Origin of the sequence: Planosporangium mesophilum, from assembly GCF_016863255.1 — a bacterium.
Taxonomy (GTDB): Bacteria; Actinomycetota; Actinomycetes; order Mycobacteriales; family Micromonosporaceae; genus Planosporangium; species Planosporangium mesophilum.
Map to the genome: position 1 here is coordinate 25,218 of NZ_BOON01000007.1, position 14,110 is coordinate 39,327.

Annotated in this window: 11 protein-coding genes; 6 read left to right on the top strand and 5 right to left on the bottom strand. The window is 71.5% G+C overall.

All coding sequences use genetic code 11. From position 1 onward, the window contains the following. Nucleotides 1-2,706 (top strand): cellulose binding domain-containing protein, encoded by a 2,706-nt coding sequence (locus Pme01_RS05130; protein ID WP_168117124.1) that lies wholly within the window; start codon nucleotides 1-3, stop codon nucleotides 2,704-2,706. A 56-nt stretch (nucleotides 2,707-2,762) separates the two neighbouring features. Here Pme01_RS05130 and Pme01_RS05135 read toward each other — a convergent pair whose 3' ends face one another. Continuing rightward, on the bottom strand, nucleotides 2,763-3,113 hold the full coding sequence (locus Pme01_RS05135) for a DUF1330 domain-containing protein (protein ID WP_168117123.1): 351 nt from the start codon (nucleotides 3,111-3,113) through the stop codon (nucleotides 2,763-2,765). 267 nt (nucleotides 3,114-3,380) lie between these two features. On the opposite strand from Pme01_RS05135, the gene Pme01_RS05140 reads away from it, so the two are divergent. Beyond that, complete coding sequence (locus Pme01_RS05140; RefSeq protein WP_203935437.1) at nucleotides 3,381-4,037, top strand: hypothetical protein; 657 nt, start codon at nucleotides 3,381-3,383, stop codon at nucleotides 4,035-4,037. Between the two features lie 37 nt (nucleotides 4,038-4,074). Here the strand turns inward: Pme01_RS05140 and Pme01_RS05145 are convergent, their stop codons facing one another. After that, nucleotides 4,075-5,829 carry a DEAD/DEAH box helicase gene (locus Pme01_RS05145; protein WP_168117122.1) on the bottom strand — a complete coding sequence of 585 codons (1,755 nt, stop codon included), beginning with the start codon at nucleotides 5,827-5,829 and terminating at the stop codon, nucleotides 4,075-4,077. A 146-nt stretch (nucleotides 5,830-5,975) separates the two neighbouring features. Between Pme01_RS05145 and Pme01_RS05150 the strand changes: the two genes are divergently transcribed. Both Pme01_RS05150 and asnB read left to right on the top strand, forming a co-directional pair. Then, nucleotides 5,976-6,986 (top strand): LLM class flavin-dependent oxidoreductase, encoded by a 1,011-nt coding sequence (locus Pme01_RS05150; RefSeq protein WP_168117121.1) that lies wholly within the window; start codon nucleotides 5,976-5,978, stop codon nucleotides 6,984-6,986. Nucleotides 6,987-7,218: 232 nt separating this feature from the next. Next, on the top strand, nucleotides 7,219-9,144 hold the full coding sequence (gene asnB, locus Pme01_RS05155; RefSeq protein WP_168117120.1) for an asparagine synthase (glutamine-hydrolyzing): 1,926 nt from the start codon (nucleotides 7,219-7,221) through the stop codon (nucleotides 9,142-9,144). Nucleotides 9,145-9,148: 4 nt separating this feature from the next. On the opposite strand, the gene Pme01_RS05160 is transcribed toward asnB, so the two are convergent. From Pme01_RS05160 to Pme01_RS05170, 3 genes are all read right to left on the bottom strand, one after another. Further along, nucleotides 9,149-10,246, bottom strand: coding sequence for an acetate/propionate family kinase (locus Pme01_RS05160; protein ID WP_168117119.1), 1,098 nt, complete (start codon nucleotides 10,244-10,246; stop codon nucleotides 9,149-9,151). Then, nucleotides 10,243-11,739: an MFS transporter gene (locus Pme01_RS05165; protein ID WP_168117118.1), complete on the bottom strand. Its 1,497-nt coding sequence runs from the start codon at nucleotides 11,737-11,739 to the stop codon at nucleotides 10,243-10,245. Before Pme01_RS05165 ends, Pme01_RS05160 begins: the two co-directional genes overlap by 4 nt. Before the next feature lie 90 nt (nucleotides 11,740-11,829). Then, entirely contained in the window at nucleotides 11,830-12,747 is a 918-nt protein-coding gene (locus Pme01_RS05170) for a TIGR03619 family F420-dependent LLM class oxidoreductase (protein ID WP_168117117.1), read from the bottom strand. An 86-nt stretch (nucleotides 12,748-12,833) separates the two neighbouring features. Here Pme01_RS05170 and Pme01_RS05175 point away from each other — a divergent pair, with 86 nt between their 5' ends. Then, on the top strand, nucleotides 12,834-13,685 hold the full coding sequence (locus Pme01_RS05175; protein ID WP_168117116.1) for a Rieske (2Fe-2S) protein: 852 nt from the start codon (nucleotides 12,834-12,836) through the stop codon (nucleotides 13,683-13,685). A 266-nt stretch (nucleotides 13,686-13,951) separates the two neighbouring features. After that, nucleotides 13,952-14,110 (top strand): hypothetical protein, encoded by a 159-nt coding sequence (locus Pme01_RS05180; protein WP_168117115.1) that lies wholly within the window; start codon nucleotides 13,952-13,954, stop codon nucleotides 14,108-14,110.

Consider the following 14,110-nt stretch of genomic DNA (forward strand, 5'->3'; position numbering starts at 1 on the left):
ATGAGAAAGACACTGATCGCCACCCTCGCGGCCACCCTGCTCGGGGGAGTGATGGCGGTGGCCACGCACGCCCCGACGAGCCAGGCCGCGGCGGCCGATCCGTACTCCTGGCGCAGCGTGGAGATCGCCGGCGGTGGATTCGTACCGGGGATCATCTTCAACCAGAGCAGGAAGGACCTGGTCTACGCCCGTACCGACATCGGAGGCGCGTACCGGTGGAACCCCGCGACGGGCCGGTGGATCCCGCTGCTGGACTGGGTGGGCCAGTCCAACTGGGGCTGGAACGGGGTGGCGAGCCTCGCCACCGACCCGGTCGACCCCAACCGGGTGTATGTGGCCGCCGGCATGTACACGAACTCGTGGGACCCCAACAACGGCGCCATCCTGCGCTCGACCGACCAGGGCAACACCTGGCAGTCGACGACCCTGCCGTTCAAGGTCGGCGGCAACATGCCGGGCAGGGGGATGGGTGAGCGACTGGCGATCGACCCGAACTCCAACAGCGTGCTGTACTTCGGCGCGCCGAGCGGCAAGGGGCTGTGGCGCAGCACCGACTACGGCGTGACCTGGTCGCAGGTGACCAACTTCCCCAACCCCGGCACCTACGTGCAGGACCCGGCCAACGAGTACACCGCCGACAACCAGGGCGTCACCTGGGTCGTGTTCGACAGGTCGACGGGTACGTCCGGAAACACCACCAAGGGCATCTACGTCGGTGTCGCCGACAAGAACAACACCGTGTACCGCAGCACCGACGGCGGCGCCACCTGGCAGGCGATCCCCGGGGCGCCGACCGGTTATCTCGCCCACAAGGGCGTGCTCGACCCGGTCAACCACTACCTGTACATCGCGACCAGCGACACCGGCGGCCCGTACGACGGCAGCAAGGGTGACGTGTGGAAGTACGCCATCACGACCGGCACCTGGACGCGGATCAGCCCCATCCCGTCGAGCAGCTCCGACGACTACTTCGGCTACAGCGGGCTGACGATCGACCGCCAGCACCCGAACACGCTGATGGTCGCCACCCAGGTCTCCTGGTGGCCCGACATCATCATCTTCCGCAGCACCGACGGTGGCGCCACCTGGACCCGGATCTGGGACTTCACCAGCTATCCCAACCGGTCCAACCGGTACACCCAGGACATCTCGTCAGTGCCGTGGCTGACCTTCGGCGGCAACCCGTCACCGCCGGAGACCGCGCCGAAGCTCGGGTGGATGACCGAGTCGCTGGAGATCGACCCGTTCAACTCAGACCGGATGATGTACGGGACCGGCGCCACCATCTACGGCACGACCGACCTCACGAAGTGGGACTCGGGCGGCCAGCTCACCATCAAGCCGATGGCCGGTGGGCTGGAGGAGACGGCCGTTCTCGACCTGATCAGCCCGCCCACCGGCGCGCCGCTGCTGTCGGCGCTCGGCGACATCGGCGGGTTCCGCCACACCGACCTGGTGAAGGTACCGATGATGTACACCTCGCCGGTGTTCACCAGCACCACGAGCCTGGACTACGCCGAGACCAACCCGTCCTACCTGGTGCGCGTCGGTGACCTCGACAAGTCCGCGCGGCCGGGCGACAACCGGATCGCGTTCTCCACCGACGGCGGCGCGAACTGGTTCCAGGGTGCGGAGCCCGGTGGCGTCTCCGGCGGCGGTACGGTCGCCGCCGCGGCCGACGGCAGCCGCTTCGTGTGGGCGCCCAAGGGCGCCGCGGTGTCGTACTCGGTGGGCTTCGGCACCTCGTGGGCCACCTCGACCGGCATCCCGAACGAGGCGGTCGTCGAGTCCGACCGGGTCAACCCGAAGAAGTTCTACGGCGTCTCCGGCGGGAAGTTCTACGTCAGCGCCGACGGCGGCGCGACGTTCAAGGCGAGCGCCGCGACCGGCCTGCCGGCGGCCACGGTGAAGTTCAAGGCGGTGCCGGGGCGCGAGGGCGACATCTGGCTCGCCGGCGGCTCGCCCGGCCTGCTGCACTCCACCGACTCCGGCACCACGTTCACCAAGGTGTCGAGCGTCGGGTCGGCGATCAACGTCGGCTTCGGCAAGGCGGCGCCGGGCCAGAGCTACCAGGCGCTGTACCTCATCGGCGCCGTCGACGGCGTCGACGGCGTGTACCGGTCCGACAACGCCGGCGTGAGCTGGGTACGCATCAACGACGACCAGCACCGGTACGGCAACGCCGGCGAGGCGATCACCGGGGACCCGAGGGTGTACGGCCGGGTCTACCTCGGTACCAACGGCAGGGGAGTGCTGTACGCGGACCGGCTCGGCGGTGCGACCACGCCACCCACGGCACCGCCACCCACGGCACCGCCACCCACGACACCGCCACCCACCAGCGCACCCCCTACGACCGCGCCGCCCCCGACCACGGCGCCTCCCGGAACGGCTTCGTGTGCGGTCACGTACACGGTGGTCAACGAGTGGTCGACCGGCTTCCAGGCCGACGTGCGGATCACCAACAAGGGCAGCCAGGCGGTCAACGGCTGGACGCTGGCGTGGGCATTCCCCAATGGACAGCAGATCAGCCAGCTGTGGAACGGCAGCTACACCCAGACGGGCGCGGACGTGACCGTCCGCAATGCCGACTACAACGCGACGATCGCCCCGGGCGGGTCGGTCGGCTTCGGGTTCAACGGCAGCAAGGGCGCCACGAACGGCAAGCCGACGGCGTACACGCTCAACGGCTCACCCTGCGGTTGACCTGGTGTCCATGATCACGGAACTTTTCCATGCCAGGGCACGGAAAAGTTCCGTGATCATGAGGCGGCGGGAAGGTTGCGGCGCATGGTCTCGGCCGTGACCGCCGGGTCGTAGCCGGGCCCGATGCCCTCGACGAGAATGGCGGCCCCGTCGATGTTCCGGGTCCGTAGCGGCAGGATCTCCTGGTACGCCGGGGACTCGTACCAGGCCCTGGCCTCGGCCGTGCCGGGGAACTCGATGATGACGATCGTCCCCGGCCAGACGCCCTCACGGACCTCCACGCCGGCGCCGTGCACGAGGAAGCGGCCGCCGAACGGGTCCAGGGTGGCCTGGATCCGCTCCAGGTATTCGACGATGTCGGGGTGCGGCCGGGGATTGTGCAGGTGGGCGATGGCGTAGGCGGGCATGGCTCCTCCGGTACGGGATCAGTGCGGGGTTGCCAGTCTGTCGCCGCGCGCCACGAGCGTCGATTACCTGGCGGGTAATGGACTTCTCGTCGCGGCGGCGATCCCTACGGTCTTGGTCGGCCACCGCCGGACCGAGGAACGCCGGCCTCGATGCGAGAGGCGCTCATGGGTCACCGGGCGCGGCGGCCAACGAGTTGGCGGACGTGATCCGGCTCGGGCCAGCGCCGACGTCGGCAACCGTCGTGGTCGCGGGCTACAGTCGCGCGAATGAGGACGGCACGGCCGACAGCGCCCCGGACTTCCCTGCTGGCCGGCTTCGCGGTGGCCCTCGTGGTGATCGTCGCGGTGTTCGCGGTCGTGCAGTTGACCCGCTCGACCGGTGGCTCCCCGAAGGGCCCTCCCGGCGGCGCCGCGCCGGTGCCCGGCGTGCTGGCGGCGACGCCGGTCACAGGCCACGTCACCGGCCAGGTGCCCGCCGCGTGCCACGAGCGCAAGGCCGGCAACGGTCAGCCGCTGCCCGACCCGGCGTGTACGCCGGGCGTGATCAGTGCGGCGGTCACCCAGGACAACCTCGGCCGGACGATCTGCCGGCCGGGGTACACGAAGACCGTCCGGCCGCCGTCGTCGGATACCGGTGCGTACAAGCGGAAGGTCATGACGGTCTACCACGAGCCGGGACCGCCGAGCGACTACGAGTTCGACCACCTCGTCAGCCTGGAACTGGGCGGCAGCAACGACGTCGGCAACCTGTGGCCCGAACGCAACGATCACCCGCCGGGCGCGGCCAACAGCAAGGATCCGGTGGAGAACGCCCTCAACCGGGCGGTCTGCAAGCACACCGTCACCCTCGCCGCCGCCCAGAGCGCGATCGCGACCGACTGGACCACCGCGTTGGCCAGGCTCGGCCTGCCGCCGGTGCGGTAACCGCCGCCCGCGTCCCGTGATCGCCGGAAATGGAGCGCTACCGCGGGCGCTCCCGGCGTACCGTCGTCTTCCTGCCCTTGATCGTGGCTCCGCGCAGCGCCGCGATGACGTCGTTGGCGGCGGACTCCGGTACCTCGACGAGCGAGAAGCGGTCGGCGATCTCGATCGACCCGATGTCGCGGCCGCTCAGGTTGGACTCGCCGGCGATCGCGCCGACCAGGTCCTGCGGCCGGACCCCGGCGCTGCGACCGGCGCCGACGAAGAGGCGGGTCATGCCGCTCGTCGGGGGACGCTCACGGCGCTCCCGGCGTCCGCCAGGCTCCCGGCCGCCGCCCTCCCGCCGGCCCCGCGCCTCGCGGGCGGCCCGCGGCGCGACCTCCGGGATCTCCTCCTCGTCGTCGGCGCCGGCGCCGCCGGCCTCGTGCGCCAGCTTGACGGCGGCCAGCGCCACCTCCATGACGTCGAACTCGTCCGCGAGGGACTCCACCACGACCCGGAAGCGCTCCAGATCACCCTCGTCGACGATGCTCTCCTCGATCGCGGCGCGGGTCAGCTCCAGCCGCCGTGCCCGCAGGTCGGCGACGGTCGGCACCTTCTCGACGGTGATCCGGCGCTTGGTGACCCGTTCGATGGTCTGCAGCATCCGGTGCTCGCGCGGCTCCACCAGGGTGATCGCCACGCCCTCGCGGCCGGCACGGCCCACCCGGCCGACCCGGTGGACGTACGACTCGGGAGCGGGTGGGACGTTGTAGTTGACCACGTGGGTGAGCTGCTCGATGTCGAGCCCGCGGGCGGCCACGTCGGTCGCGACGATCAGGTCCGCGCTACCGCTGCGCAGCCGGGCCATCACCCGGTCGCGCTGCTCCTGGCCCATGCCGCCGTGCAGCGCCTCGGCGCGGTACCCGCGCCCGTTGAGGGTTCCGGCGAGGTCCTCCACCTCTTCCCGGGTACGGCAGAACACGATCGCCGCCCCGGGCGCCTCCACGTCGAGGACCCGCCCGAGCGCCGCCGGCTTGTACGCCCGCGGCACCAGGTACGCGCTCTGGCGCACCCGCGGCGCCTCGCCGGGGGCGAGCGTGGGGCGCGCGATCGCGATCCGGACCGGGTCGTGCAGGTGCTGGCGGGCGATGCTCTCGATGCGCGGCGGCATGGTGGCGGAGAAGAGCAGCGTCTGGCGGTCCTGGGGGGCGTCCTGGAGGATCGTGTCGATGTCCTCGGCGAAGCCCATGTCGAGCATCTCGTCCGCCTCGTCCAGGACGACCGTCTCCAACGCGTCCAGCCGCAGGGTCCGGCGGCTGATGTGGTCGAGCGCCCGCCCGGGTGTGGCGACCACCACGTCCACGCCCCGGTCCAGCTCGCGTAGCTGCCGGCCGATCGGCTGCCCGCCGTAGATCGGCAGGACCCGGGTGCCCAGGTCGTGGCCGTACTTGTGGATCGCCTCCGAGACCTGCATGGCCAGCTCCCGGGTCGGGACCAGGATCAGCGCCTTCGGGTCCCGGCGCCCGCCGTCCACCGTCAGCCGCTGGAGTACCGGAATCGCGAACGCCGCCGTCTTACCCGTACCGGTGGCGGCCTGTCCGAGCAGGTCACGGCCGTTCAGTACGGGCGGGATGGCCTCCCGCTGAATCGGCGTCGGCTCCTCGTAACCGAGTTGGGAGAGCGCGTGCAGCAGCTCGGGGCGCAGATCCAGATCGGCGAAGGTGACGCCGCCGTCGGTGGTTTCGTCGACCGGGGCGACGGTGGTCTGGGCGGTTGCGCCGGCGTGGGGATCGTCGGCTGCGTTCGAGTTCATGATCAAGTCCTCGTTCCGGATGGATGAGCGGCGCCGCACTCACCTTCCACACTTCCACCACAGGAGCCGGACTACCGCGCAGCCCCGTGACCAGTTAACCCGGAGTAAACCGGAAGAGATTCCGACCGTACACCGTTGAAGATCTTGTGATTGACGTACCCCTCTCTGTTCTTGATCTTGCACCGGTCGCCGCCGGAAGCACCGCCGGCGAGGCCCTACGCCATACGACCGAGCTCGCCCGCCGCACCGAGGAGCTGGGCTACCAGCGCTTCTGGGTTGCCGAGCACCACAACATGCCCGGCATCGCCAGCTCGGCGCCGGCCGTCCTGATCGCGCACCTCGCCGCGGCCACCTCCACGATCCGGGTCGGCTCCGGCGGCGTGATGCTGCCCAACCACGCCCCGCTGGTGGTCGCCGAGCAGTTCGGCACCCTCGAGGCGCTGCACCCGGGCCGGATCGACCTCGGCATCGGCCGGGCCCCCGGCACCGACCAGATGACCGCGCTGGCGCTGCGCCGGACCATGGAGGGGCTCTCCGCGGAGGACTTCCCGCAGGAGCTCCAGCACCTGATGGGGTACTTCGCCGGGGACCCGAGGCTGCGGATCACCGCCACGCCCGGTAACGGCGAGGCGCCCGCGATCTGGCTGCTCGGCTCGAGCGGGTTCAGCGCCCAGCTCGCCGGCCTGCTCGGCCTGCCGTTCTCCTTCGCCCATCACTTCAGCTCCGCGAACACGGACGCCGCGCTGGCGCTCTACCGCCAGAACTTCCGGCCGTCGCAGTGGCTGGACAAGCCGTACGCCATGGTCGCGGTCAGTGCGGTCTGCGCCGACACCGACGAGCGGGCGGAGCAGCTGTCCTGGCCGAGCGTGCTGTCGTTCCTGCGGCTGCGGCAGGGCCGGCCCGGCCCCATGCCGAGCGTGGAGGAGGCGGCCGCCTACCCGTACACCGAGCTGGATCTGGAGTTCGTCCACTCCCGCCAGGACGGGCAGGCGATGGGCTCGCCCGAGACGGTCCGTCGGCAGCTGACCGGGCTGCTGGAGCGTACCGGCGCGGACGAGCTGATGCTCACCACCCAGGTGTACGACATCGCCGACCGGGTCCGCTCGTTCGAGCTGATCGCGGAGAAGGTGGCAGGCGGCCTGCACCGGCCGAACTGACGACTGGCTGGTCTCCCGGCCGTACCGGCGCGGTCGCCAACCACCGATCGGGGTGGTGGCGACCGCGCCGTCGTTCGTGCCGCCACTGCCCGGCAAGCGGTCTGCCGGACTGAGCAATCCAATGAATTTGATCTTTATCTTAGCATTGCTAACTGACTGGAATGGGTGTTAAACAGGATGGAGCGTCCCGTTTATCCGTGTGGCGCTTCCTTTGAGCGACCTGGGGATTTTGATGTGTGGAGTTGTAGGTTGGGTTGATTTCGGGCGCTCGCTGGCCCGTGAGCAGGCGGCGATGCGGACCATGACGGCGACCATGGCCTGCCGGGGGCCGGACGCCGAAGGCCTGTGGTTCGACGAGCACGTCGCACTGGGTCACCGGCGGCTGGCGATCATCGACCTTGCCGGTGGCGCGCAGCCGATGCTCGTGGAGGGCGATGGAGCCACGGGTTTCGCCGGCGCCTCGATCGGCAAGGGTTCGGCGGCCCGTGACGGCGCGGAGCGCGAAGGTTCCGTGATCGCGGCGCTGACCTACAGCGGCGAGGTGTACAACTTCCGGGAGCTGCGTCAAGAGCTGCGCGCCCTGGGGCACCAGTTCCGCACCTCCAGCGACACCGAGGTGGTGCTGCGCTCGTACCTGCAGTGGGGCGACGAATTCGTGGAGCGCCTCAACGGCATGTTCGCGTTCGGGCTGTGGGACGGCCGCCGGCAGCGGCTGTTGCTGGTACGAGACCGGATGGGGGTCAAGCCGCTCTTCTACCACCCCACGCCGGGCGGGGTCCTGTTCTCCTCGGAGCCCAAGGGCATCCTGGCGCACCCGGAGGTCGACGCCGTGGTCGACGCCGACGGGCTGCGTGAGCTGCTGTCGTTCGTCAAGACGCCGGGGCACGGCATCTACCGGGGTGTCCACGAGGTGCGCCCCGGCCACCTGGTCGTCGTCGACTCCGACGGCGTGCACCCGCGCCGGTACTGGGGTCTGACCGCCCGGCCGCACACCGACGACCTCGACACGACCGTTCGTACCGTGCGCGAGCTCCTCGAAGACATCGTCGCCCGGCAGCTGATCACCGACGTTCCGCTGTGCACGCTGCTCTCCGGCGGTCTCGACTCCTCCGCGATCACGGCGCTGGCAGCGGCGGCGCTCCGCCGTGACGGCGGGGGACCGGTGCGCTCGTTCGCGGTCGACTTCGTGGGCCAGACCGAGAACTTCCAGCCCGACGCCCTGCGCGGCACGCCCGACGCGCCGTACGTGCACGAGGTCGCCAAGCACGTCGGCGCGGAGCACACCGACATCGTGCTGGACACCTCGGCGTTGACCGACCCGCTCTACCGGACGGGGGTGGTTATCGCCAGCGACCTGCCCAACGCGATGGGTGACATGTACACGTCGCTCTACCTGCTCTTCCGCGCCGTACGGCAGCACTCGACGGTGGCGCTGTCGGGCGAGTCCGCCGACGAGGTGTTCGGTGGCTACGCGTGGTTCCACGACGAGCAGGCGGTCAACGCGGATACGTTCCCGTGGATGACCGTCATGCGGCGCGGAGCGAGAGACCCCGAGACCGCCCTCGAGCTGCTCGACCCGGACCTGGCCGGGCTGCTGAACCTGGACGAGTACCGCGACGCCGCGTACCGGCAGGCACTGACGGAGGTGGACCACCTGCCGGCCGAGGACCCGCGGGAACACCGCATGCGTGAGGTGTCCTACCTGCACCTGACGCGGTTCGTGCAGATCCTGCTGGACCGCAAGGACCGGATGAGCATGGCGCACGGCCTGGAGGTGCGGGTGCCGTTCTGCGACCACCGCCTCGTCGAGTACGTCTACAACACCCCGTGGTCGATGAAGACCTTCGACGGCAGGGAGAAGAGCCTGTTGCGGGCGGCCACCGCGGACCTGCTGCCCGAGTCCGTCGTGAAGCGGGTCAAGAGCCCGTACCCGTCGACGCAGGACCCGGCCTACGAGCGGACGGTTCGGCAGCAACTCGCCGACATCGTCGCCGACGCTCAAGCGCCGGCGTCCGGCCTGCTCAACAGCAAGCGGGTACACGAGCTGCTGGAGGAGCCGACCGACCGCACCGGCTTCGGGCAGGCCCGTCGCGCCGCCGAGCTGGCCCTCGGCCTGAATCAGTGGCTGCGGCGCTACCCGGTCCGGATCGCGGTGTGAGGCGTTACCGGCCCACGAGCACCTCGCGCGTCTCGCGGGCGATCTGAAGCTCTTCGCGGGTCTCGACGACCAGTACCGGCACGGTCGCGCCGTCGGGGCTGACCGGCCCGTCGTCGGTGCGGTTGCCGACGGCGGGCACGGGCACGCCGAGCAGGTGCAGGCCGGCGCAGATGTCGCGGCGTACCTCGGGGGTGTCCCAGCCGATCTCCCCGGTGAACACCAGCGCGTCGAGCCGGTCCAGGTTCGTGCTGGCGGCGGCGATCTCCCGGCGTACCCGGTGGTTGTACACGTCGAGCGCGAGCGCCGCGTCGCGGTCGCCCGACTCCGCCGCGGCGACGAGCTCGCGGGTGTCGGACGAGCGGCCGGCGGCCAGGCCGAGCAGGCCGGAGCGGCGGTACAGGCCGTCGCTCAGTTCGCGCAGGCTCATCCGCCCGTCCAGCAGCCACAGCAGCATCCCCGGGTCGATCGCCCCGCTGCGGGTCGTCATCGGTACCCCGTCGAGCGGGGTGAACCCCATCGACGTGTCCACGCTGCGGCCGTCGCGTACCGCGCAGACCGAGGAGCCGCCGCCCAGGTGCGCCAGGACCATGTGCAGTTCGGTGGCGGGCCGGCCGAGCAGCTGCGCGGCGCGGCCGGTCGCCCAGGCGTAGGACAGCCCGTGGAAGCCGTAGCGGCGCAGCCCGTACGCGGCGCGCCAGTCGGCGGGCAGCGGAAAGGTCGCCGCCGGCTTCGGCAGCGTGGCGTGGAAGGCGGTGTCGGGGCACAGCACGTGCGGCACGTCGGGCAGGGCGCGGCGCAGCGCGTCGACCAGGACGAGGGCCGGGGGTACGTGCAGCGGCGCCAGGTCGGCGACCCGGCGCAGGGCGGCGAGCAGGGCGCCGTGCATCGCCGTCGGCTTGCGGACGACGTCGCCGCCGTGGACGAGGCGGTGCCCGACCGCGTGCGGTCGCGGCACCCCGCCGAGGAAGCCGGCCACCGCGTGCAGCGTCTCGTCCGACGCCGGCGGCTGGTCCAGGTCGAGGCGGTCGCCGACCTTGTCCTCGTCGTCGACCAGGGCGAGGTGCAGGCTGTGCGAGCCGCCCACGACGACCAGGACGCTCACGGCCGACGCCTCCGGTCCGGCACCGGCTCGAACGGGTGGGCGCCGGGAGGCCGGTGGACATCTGGCGTTCGTTGCCGGGTGGTGCGGCGGCCGGAGAACACATCGGTCAGCGCCGCGGCGAGCGCGACCAGGACGAGCCCGATCGCGACGATCAGGGCGACCCGGAACGCCTGCGACCAGTGGCCGCCGGTGGCCGCAAGGTCGGCGAAGAAGACCGAGCCCACGACCGCGATGCCGACGGCGGAGCCGATCCGCTGGCAGACCTGCATCATGGCGCCCGCGCTGCCGCCCATGCGCGGCGGTACCTCCGACAGCGTGATCGCCTGGTTGGGTGCGATCACCAGGCCGCTGCCGAGGCCGGCGAGGAGCAGCGGCGCGGCGGTGGCGAGCGGGGCGGCGTGTCCGGGGACGAGGCTCACCGCTCCGGCGATGCCGGCGAGCCCGGTCACGACGAGCGCGAGCCCGACGGCGACCAGCGGGCGGCCGAACCGGTTGACGACGCGGCCACCGACCGTCGCGGCCACGGCGGAGCCGAGCGCGAACGGGGTCACCGCCAACCCTGCGAGCAGCGCGCTGTAGCCCAGGCCGCTCTGCAGGTACAGGGTGTAGACGAAGAAGATCGCGGTGAAGCCGGCGAAGTACAGCAGCCCGATCAGCGCGCCGAGCGCGTACGAGCGGAGCTGGAACAGGCCGAGGTCGACGACCGGTTCGCGGTGCCGGGCGTGCCGGCGTTCCCAGCCGACGAACCCGGCCAGGACCACCGCGGCGGCGATCAGTAGCAGCCACTTCTCCTGGCCGGGCCACTGCTGCTCCTGTACCAGCGGCAGCAGGACGAGCAGCACGCCGGCGCCGAGCAGCGCGACGCCGACCGGGTCGAGGCTCTCCCGGCGGCGGCGCTCCTTCGGCCGCGGTGGGATCAGCCGCCAGCCCAGGACGACGGCGGCGATGCCGACCGGGACGTTGACGTAGAACACCCAGCGCCAGCCCTCCTGCGCACCGGCGAACTGGATCAGCAGGCCGCCGAGCAGCGGACCGATCGCGGTCGAGATCCCGACCGTGGCGCCCATCAGCCCGAACGGCCGGCCGCGCTCGGCGGGCGGGAACAGTTGCTGGATCAGGGCGACCACCTGCGGGTTGAGCACACCGGCGGCGCCACCCTGTACCAGCCGGGCGGCCACCAGCCAGGTCGCGTGCTGGGCCAGCCCGGCTGCCGCGCTGGCGACGGTGAACAGGGCCAGGCCGGCGATGAACACGTTGCGCCGGCCCCGGGCGTCCCCGTACCGCCCCGCGGGTACCAGGGTCAGGCCGAACGCGAGGGCGTACCCGGACAGGACCCACTGCACGTCGCTCTGGGTGGCGTGCAGACCGGTACGGATCGACGGGATCGCGACGTTGACGATGCTCACATCGAGCAGCGTCATGAACGACGCGACCAGGCAGACCGAGAAGGCGCGCCAGCGAACTCTGGGATCGTGGACAGCTGGCGGGGTCATGACCCCGCCAGCTGTCCACGATCGCGAAAGGTAGCCATGGAGCGTCACCCCTACCCGGGTGGCTCAGCGGCAAACGGTAGGCGAGGCGCGTCACCCCGCGGCGGGCGCGAGCGCCTCCATGATCTCTTCGGCCCGGCGAGTCGCGGACGCCGGATCGACGTCGGGTGACCCGACGAGCGGGTCCCAGTTCAGGTCGTAGAAGAGTTCGGTGACCCCCACCTCCGCGAGGCGCCGGGCGTCGGAGCGGATCTGCTCGTACGACCCGGAGAGCGGCGCCCGCTCGCCGTCGCCGGCCGGCTCGCCGGCCCGTACCACCCCGCGCGAGACGATCCGGACCGCCGCCGGGTCGCGGCCGGCCTCGCGCGCCGCGTCGCGGACCACGGCGATGCTCTCGGCGACCGTGGTGAGGTCGGTGCGGCTTGCGCTGACCCAGCCGGCCGCGGCGCGGCCCGCCCGGCGCAGGGCGCTGCGCGCGGTACCGCCGAGGAGCACCGGCGGGCCGGGGCGCTGGACGGGCTTGGGCTGCATGCTGCTGGGCGGGACGGTGTAGAACTCGCCGTCGAACCGACTCACCTCGTCCGCCCAGAGCGTACGCAGTACCGCCAGGTACTCCTCGGCCCGGGCGCCGCGCCGCTCGCTCGTCGCGCCGGTCGCGGTGAACTCCACCGGCGACCAGCCGCTGCCCAGCCCGAGGTCGAGCCGGCCGCCCGAGACGATGTCCAGGCTGGCGGCCTGCTTGGCGAGGTAGACCGGCGACACGAACGGGAAGTTCACCACCGCCACACCCAGCCGGATCCGGGACGTGTGCGCCACCGCGTACGCCAGCGACACCAGTGGATCCAGCACGCTGCGGTACACCGGAGCCAGCTCCTGGTCGGCGCCGACCAGCAGCCGCTGGAAGGTCCACAGTGAGTGGTAGCCCAGCTCCTCCGCCCGCGCGCCGAAACGTGCGATGTTGTCCGGGCTGGCCCACGCGCCCGCTACCGGCAGGCCGAATCCGATGCGCATGGCTCCACCGTAGGCGATCGGCCGGGCCGTCCGGCGTGGTCGGGTGATCGGTTTGGACCGTGGCAGGTACGGGCATGGGGGCCGGCATGGCCAGACTCGTGACCCGGCTGGAGCGGCTGCCCCTTCTCGACAGCGTCGCCGACCGGGCCCGGAAGCTGGTACGTGCCGCGCTCGGTTCCCAACGGGTACGCGACGTGCTGCACGGGGTCTGGCTGGGTCATCCGCTGCATCCGGCACTGGTACAGATGCCGATCGGTGCGTGGCTGAGCGCGGCGGTCCTGGACGTCCTACCCGGACAGCGGACCGCCGCCACGGCGCTCATCGGGGTCGGTACGGCCGGTGCCCTGCCGGCGGTGGTGACCGGAGCCAATGACTGGGCGTCGCTCTCGCGCGAGCAGCGCCGGGTGGGGTTGGTCCATGCCGGGACCAACACCGTCGCGCTGGCGCTGTACGGCGCGTCGCTGACGGCCAGGCTGCGCGGGCGTCACACGATGGGGCGCGGCCTGGGCTACCTGGGCCTCGCCGTGGTCGGCGCCGGTGCCTATCTCGGCGGCCACCTGTCGTACTCGCTCGGCGCCGGGGTCAACCAGGCCGTACCCGGCCTGTGGCTGATGCGGGGGACCTGGCAGCGCGTCGGCGCCGTCGAGGAGTTCTCCCAGGGCGAGCCGGCGGTGCGCAAGCTGGGCGGTACGCCCGTCCTGGTGTACCGGGAGGCGGACCGGTTCACCGTGCTGCTGGAGCGCTGTGCGCACCACAACGGGCCACTCAGCGACGGCACGATCGTCGAGATCGACGGTGACTCCTGCGTGGTCTGCCCCTGGCACGGCAGCACGTACCGGCTGCGCGACGGTCTGGTGGTGCACGGCCCGGCGGCGAACGACCAGATAACGCTGCGCACCCGGGTCGTCGAGGGTCAACTCGAGGCGTCGCCGGTCTGAGGTGCGGGCGGCGTCGCCGTCGCCCACAATTGAGGCCATAGCCCGTGACGACTCTCCGCCGCCGCCCACGCGGCGGCGGTCCGGGCGTATCCGACAACAGACAGGCGCGTGACCGGGGCGTCCCATCCCTTGTGATGGCCGTGGATGCCGTCGGTCCCCGACGCCATCAGGACGAACTGTGCGGTCCGGACAGACGCCGATGGGCGCCCGGGCGGACCGGTACGAGAACCGGCTCGCGGCTACCGATGTGGGGGAGGGGGCCAGAGATGGCCAAGAAAGCTGTCACCTGGGCTGCGATCGCGTTCCTCGTGTTCTTCGTGGCCTTCCATCCGGACGCCGCTGCCCATGCCACGCGGAACCTGGGCGGCCTGATCATCAACATCGGGAAGGGCTTCGGGGACTTCTTCACGAGGGTCGCGACCTGA

Bases quoted from the DNA above. Each gene is read 5' to 3' on its own strand.
- Pme01_RS05130 (WP_168117124.1), top strand. From the start codon at position 1: ATGAGAAAGACACTGATCGCCACCCTCGCGGCCACCCTGCTCGGGGGA.
- Pme01_RS05180 (WP_168117115.1), top strand. From the start codon at position 13,952: ATGGCCAAGAAAGCTGTCACCTGGGCTGCGATCGCGTTCCTCGTGTTC.
- Pme01_RS05140 (WP_203935437.1), top strand. From the start codon at position 3,381: ATGAGGACGGCACGGCCGACAGCGCCCCGGACTTCCCTGCTGGCCGGC.
- asnB (WP_168117120.1), top strand. From the start codon at position 7,219: ATGTGTGGAGTTGTAGGTTGGGTTGATTTCGGGCGCTCGCTGGCCCGT.
- Pme01_RS05175 (WP_168117116.1), top strand. From the start codon at position 12,834: ATGGCCAGACTCGTGACCCGGCTGGAGCGGCTGCCCCTTCTCGACAGC.
- Pme01_RS05165 (WP_168117118.1), bottom strand. From the start codon at position 11,739: ATGACCCCGCCAGCTGTCCACGATCCCAGAGTTCGCTGGCGCGCCTTC.
- Pme01_RS05170 (WP_168117117.1), bottom strand. From the start codon at position 12,747: ATGCGCATCGGATTCGGCCTGCCGGTAGCGGGCGCGTGGGCCAGCCCG.
- Pme01_RS05135 (WP_168117123.1), bottom strand. From the start codon at position 3,113: ATGCCCGCCTACGCCATCGCCCACCTGCACAATCCCCGGCCGCACCCC.
- Pme01_RS05145 (WP_168117122.1), bottom strand. From the start codon at position 5,829: ATGAACTCGAACGCAGCCGACGATCCCCACGCCGGCGCAACCGCCCAG.